Source organism: Erysipelothrix sp. strain 2 (EsS2-7-Brazil), from assembly GCF_016617655.1.
GTDB classification, from domain to species: Bacteria; Bacillota_I; Bacilli_A; order Erysipelotrichales; family Erysipelotrichaceae; genus Erysipelothrix; species Erysipelothrix piscisicarius.
On the sequence record NZ_SCFT01000002.1, the window covers coordinates 55,599 to 78,082 of the forward strand.

The 22,484-nt window shown below is 37.1% G+C and carries 22 protein-coding genes and 1 other annotated feature; of the genes, 9 read left to right on the top strand and 13 right to left on the bottom strand.

The annotated features are described in order from the left end of the window. Positions 1–22 precede the first annotated feature (22 nt). The 5 genes from leuS to EPJ90_RS01345 all read right to left on the bottom strand — a co-directional run bounded on the left by leuS (position 23) and on the right by EPJ90_RS01345 (position 4,698). Complete coding sequence (gene leuS, locus EPJ90_RS01330; RefSeq protein ID WP_200542469.1) at positions 23–2,425, bottom strand: leucine--tRNA ligase; 2,403 nt, start codon at positions 2,423–2,425, stop codon at positions 23–25. A gap of 34 nt (positions 2,426–2,459) precedes the next feature. Then, positions 2,460–2,665: a binding site (T-box leader), on the bottom strand. A 57-nt stretch (positions 2,666–2,722) separates the two neighbouring features. After that, positions 2,723–2,857 (bottom strand): hypothetical protein, encoded by a 135-nt coding sequence (locus tag EPJ90_RS08630; protein ID WP_272926458.1) that lies wholly within the window; start codon positions 2,855–2,857, stop codon positions 2,723–2,725. 9 nt (positions 2,858–2,866) lie between these two features. Then, on the bottom strand, positions 2,867–3,265 hold the full coding sequence (locus EPJ90_RS01335) for a restriction endonuclease (protein ID WP_161637135.1): 399 nt from the start codon (positions 3,263–3,265) through the stop codon (positions 2,867–2,869). An 18-nt stretch (positions 3,266–3,283) separates the two neighbouring features. Beyond that, the gene (locus EPJ90_RS01340; RefSeq protein ID WP_161637136.1) at positions 3,284–3,898 is read right to left on the bottom strand and encodes a pentapeptide repeat-containing protein; all 615 of its coding nucleotides are present in this window, start codon (positions 3,896–3,898) and stop codon (positions 3,284–3,286) included. Further along, positions 3,895–4,698 (bottom strand): putative RNA methyltransferase, encoded by an 804-nt coding sequence (locus tag EPJ90_RS01345; RefSeq protein WP_125164861.1) that lies wholly within the window; start codon positions 4,696–4,698, stop codon positions 3,895–3,897. The genes EPJ90_RS01340 and EPJ90_RS01345 overlap by 4 nt, the downstream gene beginning before the upstream one ends. Positions 4,699–4,838: 140 nt before the next feature. Here EPJ90_RS01345 and EPJ90_RS01350 point away from each other — a divergent pair, with 140 nt between their 5' ends. Next, positions 4,839–5,396 (top strand): thioredoxin, encoded by a 558-nt coding sequence (locus EPJ90_RS01350; protein WP_161637139.1) that lies wholly within the window; start codon positions 4,839–4,841, stop codon positions 5,394–5,396. 95 nt (positions 5,397–5,491) lie between these two features. Here the strand turns inward: EPJ90_RS01350 and EPJ90_RS01355 are convergent, their stop codons facing one another. Then, positions 5,492–6,157, bottom strand: a complete 666-nt coding sequence (locus EPJ90_RS01355) for a peroxiredoxin (RefSeq protein WP_125164863.1) — start codon at positions 6,155–6,157, stop codon at positions 5,492–5,494. A 138-nt stretch (positions 6,158–6,295) separates the two neighbouring features. Between EPJ90_RS01355 and EPJ90_RS01360 the strand changes: the two genes are divergently transcribed. After that, positions 6,296–6,853: a TetR/AcrR family transcriptional regulator gene (locus EPJ90_RS01360; protein ID WP_161637141.1), complete on the top strand. Its 558-nt coding sequence runs from the start codon at positions 6,296–6,298 to the stop codon at positions 6,851–6,853. Between the two features lie 41 nt (positions 6,854–6,894). Here EPJ90_RS01360 and EPJ90_RS01365 read toward each other — a convergent pair whose 3' ends face one another. Both EPJ90_RS01365 and EPJ90_RS01370 read right to left on the bottom strand, forming a co-directional pair. Further along, on the bottom strand, positions 6,895–7,896 hold the full coding sequence (locus tag EPJ90_RS01365) for a ketopantoate reductase family protein (protein ID WP_200542470.1): 1,002 nt from the start codon (positions 7,894–7,896) through the stop codon (positions 6,895–6,897). 65 nt (positions 7,897–7,961) lie between these two features. Beyond that, the gene (locus EPJ90_RS01370) at positions 7,962–8,600 is read right to left on the bottom strand and encodes a LytTR family transcriptional regulator DNA-binding domain-containing protein (RefSeq protein ID WP_161637144.1); all 639 of its coding nucleotides are present in this window, start codon (positions 8,598–8,600) and stop codon (positions 7,962–7,964) included. A gap of 177 nt (positions 8,601–8,777) precedes the next feature. On the opposite strand from EPJ90_RS01370, the gene EPJ90_RS01375 reads away from it, so the two are divergent. From EPJ90_RS01375 to EPJ90_RS01385, 3 genes are all read left to right on the top strand, one after another. Then, positions 8,778–9,224, top strand: coding sequence for a CopY/TcrY family copper transport repressor (locus EPJ90_RS01375; protein ID WP_125164867.1), 447 nt, complete (start codon positions 8,778–8,780; stop codon positions 9,222–9,224). 82 nt (positions 9,225–9,306) lie between these two features. Then, positions 9,307–11,079: a glycerophosphoryl diester phosphodiesterase membrane domain-containing protein gene (locus tag EPJ90_RS01380; protein ID WP_200542471.1), complete on the top strand. Its 1,773-nt coding sequence runs from the start codon at positions 9,307–9,309 to the stop codon at positions 11,077–11,079. A 149-nt stretch (positions 11,080–11,228) separates the two neighbouring features. Next, a complete protein-coding gene (locus tag EPJ90_RS01385) occupies positions 11,229–11,504 on the top strand; it encodes a hypothetical protein (protein WP_125164869.1) in 276 nt (91 codons plus the stop codon). 9 nt (positions 11,505–11,513) lie between these two features. Here the strand turns inward: EPJ90_RS01385 and EPJ90_RS01390 are convergent, their stop codons facing one another. From EPJ90_RS01390 to EPJ90_RS01400, 3 genes are all read right to left on the bottom strand, one after another. Next, a complete protein-coding gene (locus tag EPJ90_RS01390) occupies positions 11,514–12,014 on the bottom strand; it encodes an HNH endonuclease (RefSeq protein ID WP_161637147.1) in 501 nt (166 codons plus the stop codon). A 35-nt stretch (positions 12,015–12,049) separates the two neighbouring features. Beyond that, on the bottom strand, positions 12,050–12,439 hold the full coding sequence (locus tag EPJ90_RS01395; RefSeq protein ID WP_125164871.1) for an HAD family hydrolase: 390 nt from the start codon (positions 12,437–12,439) through the stop codon (positions 12,050–12,052). An 86-nt stretch (positions 12,440–12,525) separates the two neighbouring features. After that, on the bottom strand, positions 12,526–17,085 hold the full coding sequence (locus EPJ90_RS01400; protein ID WP_200542472.1) for an alpha-1,3-galactosidase-related protein: 4,560 nt from the start codon (positions 17,083–17,085) through the stop codon (positions 12,526–12,528). A gap of 255 nt (positions 17,086–17,340) precedes the next feature. Between EPJ90_RS01400 and EPJ90_RS01405 the strand changes: the two genes are divergently transcribed. Further along, positions 17,341–18,672, top strand: coding sequence for an FAD-dependent oxidoreductase (locus EPJ90_RS01405; protein ID WP_200542473.1), 1,332 nt, complete (start codon positions 17,341–17,343; stop codon positions 18,670–18,672). Positions 18,673–18,733: 61 nt separating this feature from the next. Here EPJ90_RS01405 and EPJ90_RS01410 read toward each other — a convergent pair whose 3' ends face one another. Both EPJ90_RS01410 and EPJ90_RS01415 read right to left on the bottom strand, forming a co-directional pair. Next, positions 18,734–18,910 (bottom strand): hypothetical protein, encoded by a 177-nt coding sequence (locus EPJ90_RS01410; RefSeq protein ID WP_200542474.1) that lies wholly within the window; start codon positions 18,908–18,910, stop codon positions 18,734–18,736. Between the two features lie 248 nt (positions 18,911–19,158). Continuing rightward, positions 19,159–19,302: a hypothetical protein gene (locus EPJ90_RS01415; RefSeq protein WP_200542475.1), complete on the bottom strand. Its 144-nt coding sequence runs from the start codon at positions 19,300–19,302 to the stop codon at positions 19,159–19,161. 223 nt (positions 19,303–19,525) lie between these two features. On the opposite strand from EPJ90_RS01415, the gene EPJ90_RS01420 reads away from it, so the two are divergent. From EPJ90_RS01420 to EPJ90_RS01425, 3 genes are read left to right on the top strand one after another with little or no spacing between them, the layout of a single operon-like run. Then, positions 19,526–20,647: an ABC-three component system protein gene (locus EPJ90_RS01420; RefSeq protein ID WP_200542476.1), complete on the top strand. Its 1,122-nt coding sequence runs from the start codon at positions 19,526–19,528 to the stop codon at positions 20,645–20,647. A 31-nt stretch (positions 20,648–20,678) separates the two neighbouring features. Next, positions 20,679–20,861 carry an ABC-three component system middle component 7 gene (locus EPJ90_RS08710; RefSeq protein WP_414650429.1) on the top strand — a complete coding sequence of 61 codons (183 nt, stop codon included), beginning with the start codon at positions 20,679–20,681 and terminating at the stop codon, positions 20,859–20,861. Next, positions 20,839–22,476: a DUF2326 domain-containing protein gene (locus EPJ90_RS01425; RefSeq protein ID WP_200542477.1), complete on the top strand. Its 1,638-nt coding sequence runs from the start codon at positions 20,839–20,841 to the stop codon at positions 22,474–22,476. The genes EPJ90_RS08710 and EPJ90_RS01425 overlap by 23 nt, the downstream gene beginning before the upstream one ends. Positions 22,477–22,484 lie beyond the last annotated feature (8 nt).

A 22,484-nucleotide genomic window follows, 5' to 3' on the forward strand; every position in this document is an offset into this window, starting at 1 on the left:
AAAAAACAGACTTTCGTCTGTTTTAGTTTGGCTTCACGACCAAATTAACAATCTTATTCTTAATCACAATTTCTTTGATAACGGTCATACCTTCAAGATTTTTTTGAACTTGTGCTTGATCATATACAAGAGCTTTTAATTCATCTTCTGGTAAATTATTAGGTGCAATAAATTTAGCACGTACTTTCCCGTTAATTTGAACAACAATTTCTAATTCATCAAGTACTAATTTACTTGGATCAAACTTTGGCCATTGTTCATAGCTAATATCGCCATTACCAGACACAATTTCATAAAGTTCTTCACCCAAATGCGGTGCAAAACATGCAAGCATTTTAATAAATCCGAGAGCGTAATCTTTATACAATGTCTCTGCTTTATATGCTTCATTCACAAAAATCATCAACTGTGAAATTGCAGTATTCATACCAAATGTTTCAATATCATGTGTAACTTTTTGAACCGTTTGATTATATACAAAATCAAGGCTACCATCATTAGTTTCCGTAATCTTATCAGACTCAACCATTAAACGGTAGACACGATCAAGCCATTTACGAATTCCATCAAGGCCACGTGTACTCCATGCAATAGCGCCATCTAAGGGGCCCATGAACATTTCGTAAACACGAAGAGCATCCGCACCATGACTTTCTACGATATCATCAGGATTCACAACATTTCCTCGTGACTTACTCATCTTCTCATTATTAGCACCGAGAATCATCCCTTGGTGATAAAGTTTACCAAATGGTTCTTTGGTATCCACAACACCTAGGTCATATAGGACCTTATGCCAGAATCGTGCATAAAGAAGGTGGAGAACAGCATGCTCCGAGCCACCCATATAAAGATCCACAGGCATCCAATGTTTTAGAAGTTCTGGATCACCGATTGCATCATTATTTTCTGGATCAATATAACGTAAGTAGTACCAGCAAGATCCTGCCCATTGTGGCATTGTATTTGTTTCTCGGCGTCCTTTTGTGCCATCCGCAAACGTTACGTCCAACCAATCACCGGCATTCGCAAGTGGCGATTGACCATCACTCGCTGGTTTGTAATTTTCAACCTCAGGAAGTTCAAGAGGAAGTTCATCAAGTTCAACTGTACGCATGGTTCCATCTTCTAAATGAACAATTGGAATTGGCTCTCCCCAATAACGTTGTCTTGAGAATAACCAATCACGAAGTTTGTACGTAGTTTTCGCTTCTCCGTAACCATTCTCAACCAACCACGCTTGCATTGTTTCTATTGCTTCATCCTTACCCATACCATCTAAGAATCCAGAATTGATATGAATTCCATCTCCAGTGTACGCTTCTACAGAAGTATCGCCACCTTCAATCACTGGAATAATCTCAAGATTGTATTTCTTAGCAAACTCAAAATCACGTGTATCGTGTGCAGGTACTGCCATAATTGCACCTGTACCGTATGCTGCGAGAACATAATCTGCGATGTAAATTGGAACCTTTTTTCCATTTACAGGATTAATGGCATATGCTCCTGTAAATACACCTGATTTTTCTTTATTGAGTTCAGTACGTTCTAAATCAGACTTATGCAACACTTTCTCAACATAAGCATTTACTTCATCGATATTATCTGGCGTTGTAATTTCCTTAACAAAAGGATGTTCTGGAGCAAGAACACAATATGTATTTCCAAATAACGTATCTGCACGCGTTGTAAATACTGTAAATTCTTTATCATGATCTGCAATTTTAAAGATAACATTCGACCCTTCAGAGCGACCGATCCAGTTAATTTGCATTTCTTTTGTTGAATCTGGCCATTCGACTAAATCCAAATCTTCCAATAAACGATCTGCGTATTCCGTAATTTTTAAGACCCATTGACGCATTGGCATACGAATTACATCAAAACCACCCACTTCACTCTTACCGTCAATGACTTCTTCATTCGCAAGAACGGTTCCCAATTCAGGACAGAAGTTTACGGGTTTCTCATCAACGTAAGCCAATCCCATGTCATAAAGCTTTGTAAAGATCCATTGAGTCCATTTGTAGTAACCTGGATCTGTTGTGGAAATCTCACGACTCCAATCATAAGAAAGACCAAGACTTTTAATTTGATCAGTAAAGTGCGCGATATTTTGTTTTGTAAATTCATTTGGATGATTTCCAGTTTTCAAGGCAAATTGCTCTGCAGGTAGACCAAAAGCATCCCATCCCATAGGGTGTAAGACATTAAAACCATTCATGCGTTTATAACGTGCAATTACATCCGTCGCAGTATACCCACGTGGATGCCCTACATGAAGTCCATTTCCTGATGGATATGGGAACATGTCTAAAACATAATATTTTGGTAAATCAAAGTTATGAACATCTGTCTTAAACGTTTCATGTTCATCCCAATATTTTTGCCATTTTTTCTCAATTTTTAAATGGTTATACATTTTTTATCCTCCTATAACATAAAAAAAAGTACCTCTAAAGGACGAATTGCTCGCGGTACCACCTTAATTCCTATCGATATTCGATAGACTCTCAATCCTTTAACGCAGGGGACGTAATTTCCTACTGATTCAGAAATTATGCTCAAAGATGAGTTCAAAAATCTTAATACACTGATTCACACCAACCATCAGTTCTCTTCGCTATTTTAATTTTCTACTATTTCTTATCATCGCTTTCTTAAATAATAGTGGAAACATCACCAAAAGTCAATAAACCAAGTCATTAAAAAAGGCGTCTTACGCCTCTTCATTTTTAGTTCCTTCTTTAACAATTGCCATGAGAACAATATTGGTTACGACTAAACCCGCAGCCAATAACATTGAGGGCTTCCGATTCGCCTTTTTAACCGCTTTATTTATAATTTTTTTCAAATGAGCCTCCTAAAGATTTAATCGCGATTCTAATTTATCTAAGTGATAAACATCCCACAGATTAATGCGTTTTATGTTTGAATACTGTTCAGCTTTTTCAGTGAAAACACCATTGGTAACAACAATACCAATCTTCGCCTTATGAAACACCAAAGCAGCCGCGAGCTCTGAAATCGGATCGGTCCCTACTTCCTTAGGATTAAATACGATTTTAAATGCACAACGCATCCCATCTTTCTTTGCAACAACATGAACGCCATGGGCATACTTCGCCTCAGGAACTTGAATCGAATCATAACCCAACAGCGGTAACAGATTTAAGAAATAATTTTCAAATGCCTTCTGATTACGGACCTCTAATATGTGTTTAGGAGTTTTAGTTTTAAAAAGAGAAGCAATAAAATTCATATTTAATACCACCTTTCGTTAATCAATAATTAAACCGAGATAACCAATCAACGCACTTGCTTGATCAGCACGAATGCGCATTCCTTTTATAAGTGAGGGAGAATATACAATCGTATCAAAGGTGCAAGTCGTTAAATCTAAAGCGTTACAGCGCGTATCCGAGAGATTTAACCCTGTAAGCTCGCAATCATTAAACTTCATATTCTTATATTTTGCCATCATCAAGGATGTCTCATTAAGTCGGCATCCTTCAAACACGACATTTTCAAAACTTGATTGTGACAAATTCATAAAATTCATCAGTGTATCTTTAAATAACACATCCTTAACTTTGCTATCGTAAATTTCACTCGCCATTAACTTACAGGACAAAAATTCACAGCGGTAAAGATAACTTTTTTGTAAAGAATGATTACTTAGATCACAACGATCAAACACAACATCCAGAAATTCGGCACGATCACACGCATCCATTTCAAATTCACATTTACTAAAACAGACTTGTTCACACTTTACTAATGCGTGATCTTGATAAATTAAACATGATTCATAACGTGTATTACGCTTTAATTCCGAAAAGAGTACACGAGCATTGCTCACTACCAACTCTTCGATAAACTGAGGTCTTTTCATAATTTCTCTTTTCTATAGATTGCAAGACCAAATTCTAAGCCTACATTTAAGTGTGAATACTTCGTCAGTCTTTCAATATTTTCTTTGGGTGTACGATGGGCATAAGGAGTCATCTTGAAAACATTTAAAATATCCTCGGTTGAGGTTATTTCTATGGGTCCCTTAATTTGCATCACATCGAGTAATTGGAATCCTTCATACATTTTCACGTCAACATCGTTTGCATAAGGCTGATCATAGACGATTTCTTTGAGTTCCATCAAATGATTCGCAAGTGGAAATACCTGAACAAAGATCCCATCGTCTTTTAAAACCCGAAAGATTTCTTCAATCTTAAAAGGAGCAAAAACAGATAAGCATGCATCGAATGAATCATCAATGATCGGTAAATCAAAGGTACTTCCTACTGCAAGCATCAAATCTGAATTTCGTTTTGATCCCAAATCAACGGCATTCTTTGAAATATCAACACCATAAACCGTTCGTCCTGACTTGAGTAACGATTCCGTATACCAACACTCACCGCAACCCGCATCCAAAATGTGATTACTCGAGAACCTATCAAAGACATTCTTGATTTGATCGAGCAATAATCCGTAGTATCCTTTATCTAAAAATTCTCTCCGAGCACGAACCATCAGCTTATCATCACCATGTTGCTTCATTTTATCTTTTTGGGACATGAGTAAATTTACATAACCACTCTTGGCTCGATCAAACTGATGACCCTTAGAACAAACGTAAGATCGTTCCTGTTCTTCCAATGCTTGTCCACAATTAGGACACTTAAAATATGTCATATAAATCCCTGCCTTACTTAGTAATAATTATAACACACCTCATTCTCTTTTCTACCAACATACTTAACATATATATCGACTATGTTTATCTTGCAATTTTAGAAAAAAGTTTTATAATTTAAGAGACTAAGGAGGTCATTATGAAAAAAACATTACTCGTCCTACTCGTTTCAATTTTCGTATTAACAGGTTGCACCTCAAATAATCTCATGAAAGATTATAAAGGATTCACTAAGAAAGATCATCACTACGTAACAACTGATTCTGAAACGATCATCAAAAACTTAGAAGATTCTAAGGAAGGTATTTACTATATCGGTTATGCTGATTGTCCATGGTGTGTTGCCCTTGTTCCCGAAATGGAAACAGTGATAACAGACTTAGAAGCAAGCTACAAAGAACAAGGAATCGAAATTAAGCCTGAAATTATGATGTTGGATGTTCAAAATTCAGAATACAGTAATAGCGATGACTTGAAAAAACGGTTGTCTGATTGGGATAAACAACTTCCTGAAGCACTCCGATCAAATGGATATGTACCTTTTGTTGTAGCGATTGATAAAGATGGAAAAATTCAAACACATTTAGGTACGGTTGATGGACACAAACCTCCAGTGGCACTCACTGAAACTCAAGTTAAGTTCTTGCATTTACGCCTTAAAAATATGTTTGACGGTATCGATGCACATAGAAATTAGAGCCTAAGGTTCAATTCTATTTAGCACATTATGAATCAATAAAAAACGAATCCCAATGCTTGCTCGAAGCATTGGGATTCGTTTTTTATTAGAACTTATTTAATGGGTTTATGAACAAACCACCAGTCAAGGTACTCTGTATCGCCTTCATTTGCTTGCGCTTTGCGTTTCTCAGCATCTGCGATTGTTGATGCTGGTGGAACAATTCCATGATCACCGATAAATTCATTATTTGGCCAATTTTCAGGGATTGCAACACTGTATTTATCCGCTGTTTGAAGCGCCTTTGTAGCACGAAGAATTTCATCAATACTACGTCCAACTTCTTGTGGATAATACATTGTTAATCTTAGCACACCTTTATCATCTACGATGAATACTGCACGAACTGTATTTGTACCCATTGCAGAATGAAGCATGCCGAGTTGCGATGCTGCACGTCCAAGTTCATCCGCAATAATTGGGAATGGAATCTTAACATTTGCATGTTCATCGATCCATTCAATCCATTTCATATGTGCATGAACCCCATCAATTGATAGACCAATGAGGTCTGCCCCAATTGCATTAAATTCATCTGCTGCTTTCGCAAATCCTATAAATTCTGTTGTACACACGGGTGTAAAGTCACTTGGGTGACTAAATAGAACGAACCATTTCCCTGCATATGCATCCGGTAAGGTCATTTGACCTTGTGTCGTTTTTACATTTAATGTAGGAAATTTTTCTCCCAACAATGGGAATGTACTGTTGTTTTCCATATATATCCTCCTAGTATAGGGCACCTGCCTTATACATTCATTATAGTGATAGTGATTATCATTGTCAACTTAATCCAGTGATATTCTCTAAGGATTTATGGTATGCTTATCTTACATTTATAAGGATTGAGGAAACGTATGCCAAAGATTATACATAACATTGAAGAAGAAATTTTTGCCAGCGCAGAACACCTTTTTTATTTACATGACTATGAAGACGTAAGTATGAAGATGATTGCGAAGGAGACAAACATCGCTGTGGGGACGCTTTATAATTATTATCGTGATAAAGCATCTCTCTATGCTGCAGTTGTGCATAAAAGTTGGGCCGACACATTTGCTCGTTTAAAAAATTGCATTACAACTGAAGTTGACTTTAATGCAAAATTTAGGAAGCGTTTGGAAGTTTTATACTACGACTCCGAGAAAAGACATGGCCTTGGAGTACATTTTAAACGTGTTCGAGGAATGAACGCTGAGAGCTTGGAAGATCTTCAAGGCTTTGTCCTTACCAATATTAAAGAAGTCTTCAAAGACATGCCGATTGCGAATCCTTGGGTATTTGATACTGAGATTATCACAAAGTTAATCTATTCATTATTATCCAATCTTTCATTTTTAATTGAAAACTATCCGTTTTCGAAAGAAGATAACATTGATTTCTTATACCATTCATTGATTGCTTTTTTTCATTAATACAACGTAAAAGACCACACTTGGTAAAAGGTGGTCTTTTTTTAGAATTTTTTAATGTGATTATATAAAGATGGATCAATGTGCTCTTGTTCTTCAAGTTTTACGAGCATCGCTTGCATGTTCTCGGTAAAATGGGGCATTGGGACACATTGTCGCTTTCCTTCATGAAACACTTCATAGCATATATACATCAAATCATCGATATTATTGTGTCGCTTCATCGATTCACGTGCAATTCGACTCGTTTTAAATTTAACTTTCATTCCCCAGCCCGAAATACCCGCTGGAAATTTATAAGGTAAAATTTCTTGCTTGAAGTGATTCATATTGATGCCTCGTCCTCGAGCAATTAAGAGTGTTTCACGAATTGTACGTATACAATGAGCTAATGCCTTACTGTTTGTCATGACATACTCAACAGAGGGTCCTGGGAAACTAAGATTTCCATACAAAGCTACAGTTGATACAATTGCAGCACTTACTGACATTCTTACCCACATCCATTCTAACATGTCATGTGGTATCTCAAAGGTAATGTCACAACTTTTAAAAAGCGACATCATAAGATTGTAGTTTGGAATTCGAGCATTCGACTTTGACTCAATCATGACATACTCATTTACGACGGCTGTAAGAACGCCTTCTTCATCCATCGAACCGCCTCCAACAGGATATCCTAAAATATAATTGTAGAATCCCATGATTTCATCGAGACGTTTGTGATCGGTCCAAACCCCCGTAAAGAGTAATACCGTTCCATGAATCTTCGCTTCCCGTAGGCAATCCATTGCTTCTTTTAGATTCCCTGATGATACACTAACAAAAATAAAATCATACTCTTTTTTTGTAGAAGGTTTAATTTTATAGTCAAAAGAAAGCTCTTTCCCCTTAGGATTGAGTCTTCCATCAAGTAATTTCACATGAACACAATCGACATGGTCTTTTCCTTCTCGAAGGAAATGTTCAACATTATGGCCCGCACGGAAAAACAAGGACCCGTATAGAGTTCCAATCGTGCCCAGTCCTAGAATTAAAATATCCATGAGCTCACGCCTCACTTCCTTTAACTCTATTTTAAACGATTTCTAAAATATTTTCATCTTTCTTATTATTTTCGTAGGCGATTATAGTTTCTATAGAAACGTTGATAACGTCGCCGTGATATCGGCAAACGTGTTCCATCATTTAAAAAAAGTAAGCTCGATGACACAGCGCGAACATATTTTAGATTAACCATTATGCCCCGATAACAATGTTCAAATGTAAATCGTGACAAAAGTCGTTCCCAAATTGAGAAAATGCGATTACTATAAAATCTTCCGTTCTTAGTCACAACCGCAATTTTTCTCCCTTCTGTCTCTACATAGTAGATATCCTCTGCCCGAATACACTGGGACGGCTTCCCATCGATTACAATATTATCAGACCAAGGACGGTGCTCCTGAATAATCGTCACTAAGCACTTGTACAGTTTTTGCGGACAAAATGGAATATGGTATGTATACCTCAAAACATCATCTGTAAGAGGAACATCTAGATAGACAACATGCTGATCCATACCAACATGCTTTGACTGCGACATGCAATGATCAGTAATCACAATTTGATAATGCTGGTCCGCTTTACGAACACAGTCCGCAACAATGGGCAACAGCAACAACTCACTACATTGAGTCACTACCTTTTTCACAAGTTCTCGATTTTTTTCTGCTTTAATACACATGGCAATAAATATCACTTCAATCACCTCATATCTTTCTCCACAAATTTATCGAATGTATAAACGCTTGTAAATGTAGTTTGCTTAAGTGGTATTTATATGCATAAGTGGCATTTTTTAATTAAACTTTTTCATCAATCTCGCCTAAGCATTTACCTTGACTTATACCGACTACAACTGTAATCTACTAGTAGAGGTGATTGAATGAAAGACACAAAATTAGTTTCCGATTCAGAATGGGAAGTTTTACGTGTTTTATGGACATTGAACCATGCTACAAGCCGTGAAGTTGCTGATCATTTTAAACTGTCAAAAAATTGGGAACCCGCAACGACGAAAACTTTAATTAGTCGATTGGTTAAAAAAGGTTATGTGAAAGCAGATACTGAGGGTAAGGCATATGTTTATCGGCCCACACTATCTGAAAAGCAAGGAACACAAAGCCGAATCATGGAGGCATTTGATTCAATTTGCGCCCAAGAAGTTGGTAGTACCTTAAAAAATATCATCGAGCACTATGAACTCTCGCATCATGATAAACACCTACTTTTGGAGGCGTTGAATCAAAAAACGTCAGTCGATGTTGTTAAATGTAATTGTGTCGTTTCATGTAACTGCGGTCAAGATACTTGTACTTGTAAGAAAGCATAATCTGCTTTCTTTTTTATTCTTAAGAGAGTCTTAATAGGTTTTTATATCGTTCTCTCATATAATAGAAACGAAAGGGGACTTTATGAAAACATTTAAAATACTTGAAACACTCAAGAAAAGTTTTATTCAAATTAAAGATGACACATTTCGTTACGTATTAATCATAATCCTCGCGGAATCCATGTCACTACTTTTAATTAAACAAATTGCAGATCGTGTGTTTAAGATTGCGCTTTTTAGAGCAAATATAATTGGAATTACCAATGAAAACTTTTGGGAATTACTTAGCAGTCCCACGGCGCTCTTTTTTCTTATTCTAAGCATCATTCTCATTGCCATTTTTATTTTATTTCAACTCACCGTCATCATTAAGTTTGCGAACCGACCTTATGAAAAGCAAAAATTGGTTAAAAATGATTTTATTAAACCACTTCGCAAAATATTTTCGTCACAGATTCTACTCATCCTGGTTTATATATTTTTAATTATGCCTAACGCAAACATTGGTATGACCACCAATATTACCTCTAATGTACACTTACCTCGATTTGTGGTTGATGCGGTCTTGGAGAACCCTGCTGGATTAGTTGCTTATACTATTGCGATTGTTACTGCATTTATTCTTAATATTCGTCTTTTCTTTACACCGGTAATTTTTATTACGCGAGACGAACTGAGTTTTATAGAAGCTGCAAAGGAAAGTTGGGCCCTAACAAAACGCCGTACATTTAAAATATTTCAGCTCGTCACAGTCATTGCCTTGCTAACCACTGCGGTTACGGTTGCAGGTGTTTTTATTCTCTCAATACCTATGGCCATAGTTCCCGAATCAAACATGCAAGTCACAAAGATTACGGGTGCTTTGTCTGTTTCTATGATTTTCTTTTTTCTAGCTTTTACCATTTCATACTCGAATATCTTTACCTTGCAAGCTACGGTTGTCGCCTATCACGAGATTCTAGATGAAAAGCCAATTCTTACTGAAAAGAACTTCGCCCCCAAAAAACATCATCTTCGCATCAATATTATTATGGTGGCAGTCTTTTCCTTGTTTGGTATCAATGTTTATTTAAGTACACCCAGTGATGCTTTAACTTCATCGACAAAAGTCGTATCTCACCGTGGTGAGTCTGTAAGAGCCATTGAAAATACATTGGAGTCTTTACAAATAGCAAGTACTTACAAGCCTGATTATGTTGAAATGGATATCCAAATGACAGGAGATGGACATCTGGTTGTGTTTCATGATAATACGTTGAAACGACTGAGTGATCAAACGGACAACATTCATCTCCTCACACTTGAGGAAGTTCAAAATGTAACATTAGTACACAATGGATATGAAAGTCGTATTCCCACATTTGATGAATACGTTGCTGAAGCAAAACGCCTCAATCAACCGCTTATGGTTGAACTCAAAACATCAAAGTATGATGATCATACGTTTATTGATAAAATGATCGAGACGCTGGATAAATATGACATGCGCTCTGTGACAGCGTTCCAATCCCTTGATAAGACCGCAATACTAAAACTTAAAGCCATGTACCCTGACACGTATACCGGTTATATCTTAGGGTTGAATATCGGTGGTTTGGAACGGTTAGATGTTGATTTTTATTCGATTGAAGATTCATCAATTTCCTCTCGCACCCTTAATGATATTGCGCGTTATAATAAAGATCTCTTTGTATGGACGGTAAACGAAGAAGATCGTATGGATTTATATCTCACAATGGAAGTTACGGGTATTATTACGGACCACGTGGAAGCTGCACAAAAAGTAATTGAAGATTTAAAAGCGGCAACACCTTTTGACCGTATTTACAAAGATGTTTTGTCTTCTCTAAATTGAAAATTGTGAAAGTCGTTCCTCATTCTTCTTATTACTAATAAATCTTTTGCTTCTTCGTAAATTCAGTCATATTTTTTCAAAACTATCGTTTAAGACCTTTTCAAATTAAGTGAAAATCTATAAACTTATCCCGAGAGGATGTTGTAAGTATGAAAAAAAATTATTTAATTATATTTCTAATTATCACAAACCTATGTGCATTAAGCTACATTGGGTGGAAACAGTCACAACCTGTTCCCTATAAATCGGAGTTAAGAGTATTTGTGGAAGAAATTGCACGAATAACGGGCGAGAGTCCTGATACGATTAAGGAAGAAATACGAACACTTGCAAAAGATAATAACCTAAATAAAATGGAAGCTGCGCAGATTCGACTACGCGATGCAATTTTATCGCAGAACGAACACAATTTATTTCAAGAGTAAGGACCGCTATTAGCGGTCCTTATTGATTTCATTCAACGTTAATCGCAACGCACCTGCAATTGTAGCGGGATTATTACGAGGCTGCCCAAAGTGATGCGATACATGTTCCATTTGTTTTAAAAAAGTTTCTTGAAATAATTTGGTATCAATAACTTCACGGTTGATGGATTCATGATAAATATATGCATATTCGCGAAGTCCTTGTTCAAACCAATAAACCTGATCTGATGACACCGCATACGCGCTCAGCCAATCCCAAATTATCTCTGAATCACTGACATTTGGATTATCAATATGACAATGTTTACAAAGTAAAACAAAGTTTGAAGGGGTATCCGCACCTCCAAGTGCATCCGCAAGTATATGACATCGATCTAATCGCTTTTTGACACCGCAACGCCAACAATGGGTGCTTGCTTGACTTGAAGATACGGTCAAATTCATCGTATCGATACGATCTGCCCAATAATCCGCAATTTCTTTTTTCGTTGTTTTGATACGTTTTGTCATCATGGCCTCCTACAAAAATAACACAGATATCTGTGTTATTTTTTCATTGCTTCAATTGCTTGTTCGAGTTTCAAATGAGGGTCTTCCCAACCCTTTGGTTTAATTGTTTTCCCATCTTCATTGTAATGAGGTTTTCCATCTTCCCAAAGTTTGCTCATATTTGCATGTTGGACAATTTCAAAAAGTGGTTCTGGTTCAATCCCCATCTCAACAAGCGTTCCTAACGCAAAATAAATTGTATCAATCATCGCGTCTGCTTGTTCAACAAGATCTTCTGCTTCAATGAACTCATTGATTTCTTCAAGCATCCATGCATAACGCTTTGCTGCACGATCCGCATCCATCATTACTGGTGATTCTTTGACAGGATGTCCAAACTTCTCATGAAATTCTTTAACGGCATTAAATTCTTTATTCATTCCCATAATAAACTCCTTTTATATCTGATATTAAGATACGTTACCTTAATCATATCAAATAAAGCTTTGAAATTCATGTCATTAACTAACCTTTATCCTCTTCGTCGATTTATGACGATGAGCGCCATTCCCAATCCGACCAGGAAAATCGAATCAAATTTTGATGACACACCCGTAAGCGGTAAATAATTCTCGTTTGAATCATGATCCAGTGACTCGGTTTCGGGTTTTCTATTCGGACGCTCTGATGGTTTTTCAATCGGTTTATCGGTCGGGTTCTCTATTGGTTTATCAGTTGGGTTTTCCTCTTTATATTCTTCAAGGTTTTGATAGGCATTTGCCAATCGGATGTACCCCTCATCCACAACATCTTGGCTTAACGCTTGAAGACTAAGTTGGTCTTTCACTTCGTTCAAGACCTTTTGAAGATTACGCCAACTTCCAACCGTATATCGACGTTCCGACAGCCCTTCAACGGTTTCAATCAGTCTCTTGATTTCTTCTAAATTTAGTTTCTGTGCAAGATTTACGGCTTCAAATTCACGATGGATGACCGTACGTTTATCTTCAAATGAAACCTTCATAATTACATGTCGAGAGGCAATTCCACTGTGACTACGATTTTCTTTAGGCACATCGTAGAATGTTGTTTTAATATTTGATTGACCCGCATCGACGCTTAAATCTTCCAACTGAAATTTGTGTCTAAAATCAATCGTGTTGGCATCGGACGCAATCGTTTCATTCCCCAATCGTATTTCCACTCTATTTGGCGTAATCGGCGCATTGCGCAAAATGTGGATGACATGTGTAGCGGTCGTAACCCCATCTTCCGCAACGGCTTTTATATGATAACTTGTTACGCCATTAAAAATATCGAGACACACGCTTCCAGTTTCATCAACCGTTTTGATTATGCCGTGATCTTCATTCACAACCGTCACATTTTCATGAGGAACACTGGTTTTGATTTTTAAGTCAAGTGTATTCTCAGTATCCGTAAAAACAAATGTGTCATGCTGGCTTAAGTCAATGTTTCCAAAAGATGGTTCAATTGCTTGAATCTCAACTTCATTCGACTGAATTTTATTAAGATAGACGTGTTTGTTATCAAGTGTAATTGAGTCACGGTCTGCAATCGATACCGCCTGCAATGTTCCATTCAAATCAATGTAAGATAATTTAAGAAGATCTGCTGGAACTGTGAGAATCATCTGATCTTCAAGTTTTTGGTTGTGTATTAAAGCATAAGCTTCTCTGTCTTGGGTTGTATAGGTTTGGTGGATACGGTTCGAAAATTTTCCACTTGATGCTTGATGGATCACATCGATGTCATAGGTCTTCCCATCTTGTAAGGGGAATCGACCCTGGTCCACATAGTTGATTTGCTCTTGGTTTCGAACAAATACATGTGTTTTCCCTTCATAATTCGTTTTAACGTGATACATGTTTGCTTCAGCATTCATTATCTCGAATGTTTCGAGATGATACGTATTCGAGTCTGGAATTTGTATTTTTAGCGGTTCTATATCACTACTTTCAAAGAGAGAGCCACGATATGCTTTAATATCACTCACTTCAAGTGTGCGATTCTTTTGTGTATTGCCCCAGCCTGCAAACGCGAAAACTGGATGATCTCCAAGATGCTCAATATTTTCAAATGTATGAATGTGTTTGAAGCCCTCATCATTTAGAACATAAGCATGCACTTTGTTATTGCGATGTTCCAACGCAAAGGTTTGCTTGGTCGTCGGATTATCCTCTATCGTGTTTGTTGCGGCTTCTTTCCCCTGTCCATTAATCTCCTGAACAAACCCAATACCATCAGCATGAGCCCGTTTACCCATCGAGATATAGTTATCGCGATCTAAGGTTCCATCTTCCTTTTGCTTCATTAATAACATATAACTTGAATCCCAACTGTTCTGAGCACGTAAAGGCAAGCCATCCATTGTCGCAATGTATACGCGAGCTTCATCGGATGTTGGTTCGAGATCGACGCGTACAAGATTCGATAATCGATTATCGTTTTCCCATAAATCTTGGCCATTTTCACGATCGATTGTAAAGGATGTCGTGTTAAGGTTTAGCGCATGATTTCGGTCTTCAATTTGAACTTGAGGATTTAGAACCAGCTGGTCTTCAGGTTGATCCACAACAAAGTACACAATGCCTTCTTTTTCATTGTAAGTTATCAATGCCTTGGCGATTCCGCTCTTTCTAATAGTTGGAATTCCACCTTCAAAAGATACTATCGCTTCATCAAAACTTTGAATGGTTAACGCGCTCATGTCAAAAGTCTCACCACCAATAAGCACCGATATGGAATCCATTGAAGGGTCTATATGGATAATGGGTTCATCAAATACAAGTCTTTCGGTCTGTATCTCATCAACGGTAATTGATTTCATGTTTGATTTGATGAGTGTATCATTCCAAACGGTATAGGCATAAATGTCTGTTTTTCCTTTTCGATGTGTTTGAATCACACCTTCAGCATCCACACTTGCGATGTCGGGATGCGTCGATACATAGTAAATGGCCCCCACAGGTTCAGTCGGTTTTCGATTTTCACGCTTGGTTAAAACATCGAGATCGACATCGTTAATCTGATAATGGTGAGGTTCCATCCCCTCAATAAGAACATTTTTCTTGAGTCCATCATCATAATTATTTCCTTCGACAATTACATTCTTACTATTCTTAAATTCTAAGACATTCGCAACTGAACCCGAATTGTTTTCTGGACCGTTGGGCAAGACACCTAGTCCTTGAACTTGATTACCATTCGCTTCCAAGCGGAGGGGGTATTCACGCCCAACTGCCAATGTTTCATCCCCGTCCAGGTGCAGACTTATTTCTGGGTTAAGACGTAATACCTTATTATTTCTAAAGGTGAGGTTCTCGACACTTTCTGCACGTAAGACACCATCACTTTCGAGATAAAAGGTATTATCCTCTATAAGAATATTTTTATGAATTGGATGCTCTGCGAATGGTAGATGGCCGCCTTTGGTTACAGGATGGAAGTAGATAGCCGGTGCATATTTCCACCAGGTCCTTCCTAGTGATCGAATTTTAAATGTATTGTTTCGAATCTCTAAATCACGGATTGGACCGGATTCATACCATTCATCCGAGTCATTCGAGAAAAATAAAGTTGGCATTGTCGGTGCATCAAAACGATTGTCTTCAATGATTACCTTTTTTCTTGAAGTTACAAGAATCATCCGAGTAAATACATTTTTGAAATCATTATTTTTAATCAAAATTTCCGGTGTGTAGGTAATGTTTTCCGCAACATATTTGGGCTCGTTTCCAATTTTCTCATCAACATAATCGGGAATCCGTTCTTCAAATTCGACGACCATCGTACGAGGATTGGATGCATCAGGACCTTGAACATTTTTAACGGTATATTCCGTTTCTAAATCCTTAGATTCCAACGTATCGCGTGAATAGAAGATTACCTTGTCTCCAGGGTAAAATTGTGGAAACCCTCCTTGTTGTTTATGAATATAGTTTAATTGAAGTGTGGTGTCGGAGATTCTTTTTTCCACACGGGTAAATGTTCCGTGAATATTTATGGGATCATCATGGGTATTATTAAAAAACGAATTGGTAATTTCAATCTTCCCTTTTGATCCCGATACATGAATTCCATCTGCATAACTTGAAGTATTTTTCCCTGTTTCAATATCTGTTTCCATTCTTAAACGATTAAAATAAACATTCTCAGACATTTGAACCAGCAGTCCAAAACCATGCATGTATGAAATCTTAACATCCTCAAACGTTACATCTTTACTCTCCCACACAAGCGCTCCCGCAGTACTGCGTTCGGTATTGGACAGCAATTGATAATTCATTCCCAGTACCGGATCAATCTGAGGTTTTGAGTTGTAGGTGAACCGTAGGAGTCCGCTGGGTAAGGTTTCAATATTTGAAACACCATGAAATGGGTCTTGATTCGCATAATAGCTTCGTCCCATCATTTCAGTAGGATATTTAACTTGAATTCCATAGTTCCTATGACCATTACGTTCAGTCCAATACGGTTTCCCACTTGTGTCTAACTCGGATTTCCATAAGATCGAATTCCCTTGAATTTCATAATTAAAATATGATGGAATAAAAAAATCCACCGTTCTATTTTCAGTATCGAAATCAAAAACCGTCATTTCAGATGTTGTGGGAACTAAGAAATCCCACGATAAGTTTTGTATGGTAGTGTTTGAAGATTGGACGACCGCCAAAGCCATCATATTCCCCTCAAACAGTATTTGGGCTCCTTGACCATTTAGCGTTAAATTATGATTGTCTTCAATCAGAATCCCAATGTGTTTGGTTGGAAAATCAACACTATCTGTGTTTGATGTATGAATATCACGTGTTTGCGCAAATTCTTTGGTTATCCGGTAAGTTCCCGGATTAAATTGGACTTCGACTGGACCTTCAAACGCTTTCGCTACTTCAAGTGCTCGTGCAACAGCCGGTCCACTTTCTTTCATTCCCGATGCATCCGCACCATAATCATTCACTGAGATGATTTTCATTGAGTTATCCCCGCTAATTTTTGTAATTGGTAACAATGGTATCGCTAGGCTAAGTGATAAAAGTGTCATCACCATGCGATATTTACTTTTTTTCATATTCCCCTCCTGTATACGCTTTCATTAATCATTATAGATAAATCGATGATGACTATCAACTTTAATCCAGTAAAGATTAGGCGGTAACAATACTGAAGTTTACTAAAAATACCGCATTGGCGCATTGAATCCAATTAAGGTGCGCAAATGATTGGAATTTTTAGTGGGGAATTTGTTATATTTAGTGTACAAAGTGATTTAAAAGCATCGCAGTTACATGCTCTAAACAGCATAAAAATAGAAAGAAGGCATACAATGAAGAAAGTAAAAAATGTTATTATTGGTTTTGGAAAAGCTGGGAAAACACTCGCTAAACGACTCGCTTCAGAACAAGAAGAAGTCTTCGTTATTGAGACGTCATCGGAAATGTATGGCGGTACCTGCATTAATATTGGGTGCATCCCTTCGAAGTCCTTAATTCATAATAGTGAAACGCATATTCCTTTTACCGATGCAGTTCGTTCAAAAGATCAAACGGTTTCGCTGCTTCGACATAAGAATTATCACATGCTTCAGGACAATCCGCTTATCACGGTTGTAGATGGGACTGCACGTTTTGTTTCAAATACAGTCCTTGAAATCACAAATGACACAACGGAAACGTATCAAATCGAAGCTGAACGGATTTTTATTAATACAGGATCTGTTCCAATTCCACCCCAAGCTTCAATGCTTCAAAACAGTAAATATTTAATCGACTCCACACAGGCCATGAACCTTTCAAAATTACCCGAAGAGTTAATTATTATTGGAGCAGGCTATATTGGTTTGGAGTTTGCTTCGATGTTTAACGCTTATGGTTCCAAGGTAACCATTCTTGATGAAAAAGCGGTTTTCTTGCCTCGGGAAGATCGTGACATCGCCAATGCGATCTACGATGCCTTTACCGATCGAGGAATCGCGATTAATATGGGTGTTTCCTTGAGCGGTGTGGATGATTATCAAGACCATGCATTAGTAAGCTATATCACACAAGACGAACTGCACAGTACTCGTGCCTCGAAGATTCTCGGTGCAATCGGTCGTAAGCCAAATACCGAAAATCTTGGATTAGAACATACCGATATAAACGTTGATGATCGAGGTGCCATTCTTGTCGATTCACACCTTAAAACCAATGTCCCTAATATTTGGGCTTTGGGAGATGTGAAAGGTGGACCTCAGTTTACGTATATTTCTCTCGATGATTTCCGCATTGTGGAAGATGATCTCTTTGGTAATCATCAACGCACAACGGATAATCGAACAACCGTACCTTATACGCTCTTTATCACTCCTCCTCTATCACGAGTTGGCCTTACGGAACAACAAGCCCTTGATCAAAACATTGACATCCAAGTGTTTAAACAACCCCTCAGCACCATTCCTAAAGCACATGTAAGTGGCAATACAACGGGACTCTTTAAAATCATAATTGACCGCACCACAAATCATCTTATCGGTGCCTCACTCTTTGGCATTGAATCCCACGAAATGATTAACTTAATAACACTTGCCATGGATTTAAAACTCGATTATAGTATCTTGCGAGACCGTATTTATACTCACCCTACAATCACTGAGTCATTAAACGATATCTTGAAATAAAAAAACAGAGTAGAACGCACGGAACTGACCTAGTTCCATGGGACTAAAGAAAAAAACCAAGTTAGGACGAAGTCAACCGATAATTTACGGGAGATTGATATCCTGGCTTTGCCTCTGCAAGACGCTGTTCATAGTCGATATCCAGCATGACGCTGTAATCTCCATCTGGGATTTCAATTGTGGTGAAGTTCTTGTGACCATTTTTGATGTCATCTTCATATAAAACTCGAATCTTCATAAAGTATTCCTTTCCGCCTAGGCATTGGCGGCGGAATACAAAAAGAGCCTATGGTGAAGATGACCACAGACCCCGCTTGTCCTAAAAATGGGCACACGAAAGTACGATGCATCCCGCCGTCCGTATGCGCACTAGGACTTTGAGATTGATTTTGATGAGCTATAACCGCTCTAGATAAAATTCTCCCTCAAAGAGGCTAGGTAGGCTGATTATTCAAATCTGTCACTACCTATCAAATAAATAGAAACTTACTTCTTCTTGCTGTGTCTAGTTTGACTTAAAGCACTGCCAGCAACTGATTTTGATTTCTTACTGTAACGTCCATCACTAAGAATTTTGCTTGCTTTTGATGCAACTCTTTTAGATGTTTGTTTCGTATTACGATTTGCCATTTGTATTTCCTCCTTTCACGAATTGGATTCAAACGTTCATTTTCGTAAATATAATGTATCTTTTCGCAAAGAATCGTGATAGAATATCTTTGTTATGTCTTTAATTAAATGATGCTGCTTAAATCCTATCTACATAATATAAAAACCCACCTTTCGAACTGGGTACGTTCCAGGACGAAGGTGGGTACAAAGTGGGACAACTATCTTGAAAGGAGTTAACGTAATGGAATTTAAGGATTTTTTCAATCTAATGAAACCGGTCTTAGGTAAAGAAAGAGCAAATTCTAAGTTGGTGCGAAATCTAATAGCTATGATTACCAAAACTGATGGCGATGTTGACCCTTCTCAGGATCAGTCAGATGACACTTTGAAATCTTATGCAAATGGGAAAAGAGTTCTGTCTCCAGAATTTGCTAGAGGAATAATCACAGAGATTGAATTTCAAAATTTTGTAGATTCTGTGAATTCAAATGATGAGGTAGTAATTGAAAGATTGTCAGATGCCTTTAAAAGGTACGACTCAACAATTACCCCTGATACAGTTGGCACAGTAGCAGGGAAAATTTTCTTAGATATTCTATATGAAGCAGCTGGCGAAAACATTAGTTTACAAAAGTCCATAATGCCTTCAAAGTACTATTTAAGGCATAGATATGGAAACCAGTTGCTAGTGGAAAACAAAGGTAGTTGCCCTTTTAAAGGATGTGGTAAACCTCTTGTGTTAAGCAATAATGAATTAACCAAAGCGTATTTTGATGTGGTTATGATAAATAGTGATGATGGTGAACAAATTGATAATCTTATTGCTCTTTGCCCTGAATGTACTGGAAAATATCTGTTATCGCATTCAGAAGAAGATCAAGAGGAATTGTATGATTTAAAAGTTACTATGTATGATCTTTTAATGGCGAGGAAATCACTAACTGATATAAAAGTCGAAGAATCCGTCTCTGATATATTAGAAATTATATGTACAACTGATCCGAAAGAGATTACCAGTTTAAGTTACGAGCCTAAGTCTGTAAGAGATAAGATTTATAAGAAAAACTATCTGTTAGCTAGAAGTAATATTTCTAACGTAACACAATATTATCCATTTATTGAAACCCAGTTTAAATCTTTTTCTAGAGAAAAAAAGATGAATTATGAACGGCTATCTATGCAGATAAGATCTGCTTATTTGACAGCTGCAGAAAAAACAAGTCTACAAGACGAAATATACATATCTTTGGTTGAATGGCTTATGGATATTACAAAAAAACCAAGAGAAGCCTGTGAAATTGTTTTTTCGTTTTTTGTACAGAAATGTGAGGTATTCGATGCTCCTTCCAAACAAACTGTTTAGTTATAAAGAAAGTACCTTAGCTACGTTTCCTATGCTTATAAAGTGCTTGAATAATAGACCTTACTCGGTAGAAGAATTGTATAACACAAATAGAAAGCTGTTTTTAGATATAGAAGATTATACAGAGACCTTGTGCTGTCTATACGCATTAAGAAAAATCGAACTCGATGAAGAAAGGGGCGTGATTTTCTATGCTGAAGAAGATTCAATGTGATAAATTCATTTCCAAAGGGCAAGTTCGTCCACCAATAGAATTTAAGAGAGGACTTAATACCATTCTCGGAGGGGTGAACGCTAATAACTCCATTGGAAAGTCAACCTTGCTTCTTATTATTGACTTTGCATACGGCGGAAACACCTACCTTGATAGCGATGCTGTAAACCAAGTTGGTCTTCACACGATTAATTTTGAATTCGAATTCAATAATACCCCCTACTACTTTTCTAGAAGTACTACGCAGAGAACTACGATTAATAAATGTGATGAATCATTTAGTTTCGTGGAGGAAATTAGCCTTAAAGAATTTTTATCTTTTTTACAAGTGCAATACAATGTTGATTTTTATGGGAGTTCCTTTAGAGAACTAATTAGTCGATATTTTAGAATCTATGGAAAGAACAACCATGATGAAAAGAAACCGTTGCATAGCGATCCAAGAGAGAAAAATATAGCAGCTATTACAGCATTAGAAAAGTTATTTAACTCATTTGAGGTTATTGAATCATATCGAACAGAATTTAAAAAAGTATCTGATCGACTAGACGCTCTCAAGAAAGCAAAAAAACAGGATGTTATATCTTATGGCTCTATCACAACAAAGAAGCGATATATCGAAAATCTTAATGAGTTAGAAAAACTTAGAGATGACTTGATAAACCACACAGCCTCTAATAACTCAAATTATGTGAATCTTGATTTGGAACAGGCCAATCAGATAAGCCAGATTAAGACACAGTTGAACGTTTTAATGCGGAATAGAACTTCGACTAAAACTCAATTAAGTCTTGTTGAGGACAATCTCTCCTCAAACCCAGAGGTCCATCACGGACCATATGAAGAGTTAGAGCAGTTTTTTCCTGGAGTCAATATTCGTAGAATATCTGAAATTGAATCTTTTCATGAAAAATTAAGTGAAATACTTATGTCTGAATATGAACAACAAAAGATAGAGCTAAGCAAAAATCTTGAACGGTTAAATCGTGAAATTGATAGTTTGAAAAATCAGCTTTCTAAACATGGTGAACCAGCAAATTATTCAACGACTTATCTTAACAAGTATAAAGAGTTAAATCTTGCGATAGAAAGACTGGAAGCACAAAATCGAGACTATCTTTTAGTTGAGGAGTTGAACGCTTCAAAGAAAGGTGTTAAAGAACAGCTCCAGAAAGTAGAAGATGCTGAATTACGTAGAATTGAAAGTAGCATCAACGAGCAGATGGTCCGCTTTAACGACAGAATCTACGAGAAAAAAAGAAAAGCTCCTGTATTAAATTTAGACGGTGGAACAACGTATGAATTTTATACACCTGATGATAGTGGTACTGGAACATCTTACAAGAGTCTCATTGTATTTGACTTAAGTGTTTTAGAAACAACTATGCTTCCTGCACTGGCGCATGATTCCCTTCTGTTTAAAAACATTGGTGATGAGCCACTGAATAAAATAATTCAGCTTTATACAGAATTTGATAAACAAATATTCATTGCTTTTGACAAGGACGAATCTTACTCAGAAGAAACGAGTCAAATTCTTAATAACACTGCTGTTATTCGATTGAACGAAAATGGCGATGAATTATTTGGACGCTCATGGAATATCAAGGAGTGAAAATTATG

Bases quoted from the DNA above. Each gene is read 5' to 3' on its own strand.
- leuS (WP_200542469.1), bottom strand. From the start codon at position 2,425: ATGTATAACCATTTAAAAATTGAGAAAAAATGGCAAAAATATTGGGAT.
- EPJ90_RS01335 (WP_161637135.1), bottom strand. From the start codon at position 3,265: ATGAATTTTATTGCTTCTCTTTTTAAAACTAAAACTCCTAAACACATA.
- EPJ90_RS01340 (WP_161637136.1), bottom strand. From the start codon at position 3,898: ATGAAAAGACCTCAGTTTATCGAAGAGTTGGTAGTGAGCAATGCTCGT.
- EPJ90_RS01345 (WP_125164861.1), bottom strand. From the start codon at position 4,698: ATGACATATTTTAAGTGTCCTAATTGTGGACAAGCATTGGAAGAACAG.
- EPJ90_RS01350 (WP_161637139.1), top strand. From the start codon at position 4,839: ATGAAAAAAACATTACTCGTCCTACTCGTTTCAATTTTCGTATTAACA.
- EPJ90_RS01355 (WP_125164863.1), bottom strand. From the start codon at position 6,157: ATGGAAAACAACAGTACATTCCCATTGTTGGGAGAAAAATTTCCTACA.
- EPJ90_RS01360 (WP_161637141.1), top strand. From the start codon at position 6,296: ATGCCAAAGATTATACATAACATTGAAGAAGAAATTTTTGCCAGCGCA.
- EPJ90_RS01365 (WP_200542470.1), bottom strand. From the start codon at position 7,896: ATGGATATTTTAATTCTAGGACTGGGCACGATTGGAACTCTATACGGG.
- EPJ90_RS01375 (WP_125164867.1), top strand. From the start codon at position 8,778: ATGAAAGACACAAAATTAGTTTCCGATTCAGAATGGGAAGTTTTACGT.
- EPJ90_RS01380 (WP_200542471.1), top strand. From the start codon at position 9,307: ATGAAAACATTTAAAATACTTGAAACACTCAAGAAAAGTTTTATTCAA.
- EPJ90_RS01385 (WP_125164869.1), top strand. From the start codon at position 11,229: ATGAAAAAAAATTATTTAATTATATTTCTAATTATCACAAACCTATGT.
- EPJ90_RS01390 (WP_161637147.1), bottom strand. From the start codon at position 12,014: ATGACAAAACGTATCAAAACAACGAAAAAAGAAATTGCGGATTATTGG.
- EPJ90_RS01395 (WP_125164871.1), bottom strand. From the start codon at position 12,439: ATGGGAATGAATAAAGAATTTAATGCCGTTAAAGAATTTCATGAGAAG.
- EPJ90_RS01400 (WP_200542472.1), bottom strand. From the start codon at position 17,085: ATGAAAAAAAGTAAATATCGCATGGTGATGACACTTTTATCACTTAGC.
- EPJ90_RS01405 (WP_200542473.1), top strand. From the start codon at position 17,341: ATGAAGAAAGTAAAAAATGTTATTATTGGTTTTGGAAAAGCTGGGAAA.
- EPJ90_RS01410 (WP_200542474.1), bottom strand. From the start codon at position 18,910: ATGAAGATTCGAGTTTTATATGAAGATGACATCAAAAATGGTCACAAG.
- EPJ90_RS01415 (WP_200542475.1), bottom strand. From the start codon at position 19,302: ATGGCAAATCGTAATACGAAACAAACATCTAAAAGAGTTGCATCAAAA.
- EPJ90_RS01420 (WP_200542476.1), top strand. From the start codon at position 19,526: ATGGAATTTAAGGATTTTTTCAATCTAATGAAACCGGTCTTAGGTAAA.
- EPJ90_RS08710 (WP_414650429.1), top strand. From the start codon at position 20,679: ATGCTTATAAAGTGCTTGAATAATAGACCTTACTCGGTAGAAGAATTG.
- EPJ90_RS01425 (WP_200542477.1), top strand. From the start codon at position 20,839: ATGCTGAAGAAGATTCAATGTGATAAATTCATTTCCAAAGGGCAAGTT.